At 38.2% G+C, this 2,255-nt stretch carries 2 protein-coding genes and 1 pseudogene; 1 reads left to right on the forward strand and 2 read right to left on the reverse strand.

What is annotated here, in order from left to right:
• Positions 1-554 precede the first annotated feature (554 nt).
• Positions 555-1,224, forward strand: a pseudogene (locus tag ACFIMS_RS04970) (phage antirepressor KilAC domain-containing protein).
• A gap of 283 nt (positions 1,225-1,507) precedes the next feature.
• Here ACFIMS_RS04970 and ACFIMS_RS04975 read toward each other — a convergent pair.
• Both ACFIMS_RS04975 and ACFIMS_RS04980 read right to left on the reverse strand, forming a co-directional pair.
• On the reverse strand, positions 1,508-1,846 hold the full coding sequence (locus ACFIMS_RS04975; protein WP_375683006.1) for a hypothetical protein: 339 nt from the start codon (positions 1,844-1,846) through the stop codon (positions 1,508-1,510).
• Positions 1,843-2,055: a hypothetical protein gene (locus ACFIMS_RS04980; protein WP_375638827.1), complete on the reverse strand. Its 213-nt coding sequence runs from the start codon at positions 2,053-2,055 to the stop codon at positions 1,843-1,845. Before ACFIMS_RS04980 ends, ACFIMS_RS04975 begins: the two co-directional genes overlap by 4 nt.
• Positions 2,056-2,255 lie beyond the last annotated feature (200 nt).

Raw genomic sequence — 2,255 nt, forward strand, 5'->3', positions numbered from 1 at the left:
CATATCCTTATGAGTTTATGCATTACACACTTTGATTGCAATTTTAAAAACAGATTATCACTTATGCTTTGTTTTTCCATAAAAAAGTCAATAAAATCAATGTAAAAAGTACTTCCCAGCGGGTTGGCTTCGTTGCGGGACAGGCTAGTGCGAACTATCGCTAGCGACAGAATTTTCAATTTGACTGTACATTGTACACTTAACTCATTGATAAATAACAATTTCAATATGTACACTGTACAGTATGTGAAACGTTTTCTTAGCAAAAAGTAATTTTTATTACTGGACAATTCTAGTAATAGGTATTTTCAAATCAGGTGCCTCAAAAACACCTTAAAACAACTAGCGGATTAGTTGCCGAAATAACTAATCTTCCGCAATTTAAAAGCTTTAACTCATTCTATGCTACATGCATATAATAGCTTTGTCAGGTGTGGCTATGCCATATCCCCCCTTCGGGGAAAGGCATAACGACGGACTAGATGCCGTGTTTCTTAGCGACCAGCACTCTTTTAGAATGTCATTAAGGAACGTCTAACATCTAAGAATTCTTTATGAATACCATTATTAAAATTACTGAATTATGTGGCAAAAGGCATGACAATATTATGCGTGACATCAAGAAAACGCTTGAAGAACTTAACGCCCTCAAATTTGAGAAGGTTGATTTTGGTGGGCACTACCTTGATAACATAAGGTGAAAGCCGCCCTTGTTATAACCCGCCAAAGCGTGAATGCTTAATTCTTGTTTCTAGTTACAGCACTGCCTTACGAGCAAAGATAATTAACCGTTGGAAAGACAAGTAGCTATTCCATAAATTGATTACTCCAAACCCGAAGTATTACTTGGCGCCTTAAATCATCTACAAAATCAAATTGAGCAGAAAGACCATGTTATTTCAGAATTAGCACCAAAAGCAAAAGCTTTAGAAGGCTTAAAACGCTCTGATGGTTTGTTTGGTTTGTTTGAAACCGTGAAGATGTTGGAGATAAGACCAAAGGATTTAATAGATTACTTGCGTAAAAATGATTGGGTGTATCGACGTGCTCCAAGTGGTCCATTGTTACCTTAATCAGGATAAAATCAACAAAGGATTCATGGACTGTTCTGCCATCACCATTCAAAAACCGGATGGAACAGAAAAGGTGCTGCCTTCAACAAAAATCACACCTAAAGGATTGGCGGCATGTTTGAGAGAACAAATCCACGAAGGTGTGCAATGAAGGTAGGTTCTAACTTCTTATGCGATTTATGGATGGCATTATCTCAATTTTCTAGACATGAAAATATGAGTGATAAGATTGTACTGCTCATGGTTGACACCATGAGTTTAGTAGAAAAAACTTTGTTTTTAAAACTTCAAGATGAAGTGCCAATCCTTCTTTCGATATCTTTCTCATATGACGCTCCATAACAAAAGCCCCACATAAGTGAGGTTGGATAAAATGATGTTCTAATCAATCTCGCGCTAATTATAATAAAGTGGCTCGCTACATCCACGGGCGCCTATTTTTCATCTTCTACATAACGAGAAAGCGCAAAGTTCCGCACAAGATGATCATTGTTAGAGCCACCAGTCCAACCGCCTCCTCCCAACATAACATTTATGTCTACACGTAAACTGCTTCCTTGCTCCCCTGTATGCCATTTAGTCACTGGATAACAACCAGACAAATATTGCCAAACATAACCGCAACCATCCTCACAACCGATATGCAAAATCATCCGTCTATTGTTTGTATCAACGTGTCCTCCAGACGTCTTAAAAGAAGGCGCTTGATTGCCGACAATACTGGTTGCTTGATTACTTCCATACATGCTTGGCGAAAACTCATCACTCGTCAAAAATCTCTTATACTAACAGACCAAAAATCAAATGCATGATCCGCATAGCTACGATTGGTCGTAATCGGAACACCATATGCCGACTTTGCATTTTCACCTGTCCCTGATTGAAGATAAATATCAACCCAAATATTATGCCACAGATTGTAAACCATCCCTTCTGGACTACTACGTGGGCGGTGATTTAAACACCAAACAGAATTGGGCAAAACATCCCCCGCTTGATAAGCCGATACAAGATATTGATTTATAATGATAATCTAGCTCTGTTCATATTGAATTAGACGCCCGAATAACGTAGGATTCTCTCATTTCAAATCTGTTTATCTTGAATCAATTCATATCACTTGCTTGCACGTCAAAAGCGGGGCTGGTGTGTGGGTAAAATTTATATAAGAAAGGACTAAAA

It is taken from the genome of Bartonella sp. AP331QHHD, assembly GCF_042195905.1.
Classification (GTDB): Bacteria; Pseudomonadota; Alphaproteobacteria; order Rhizobiales; family Rhizobiaceae; genus Bartonella.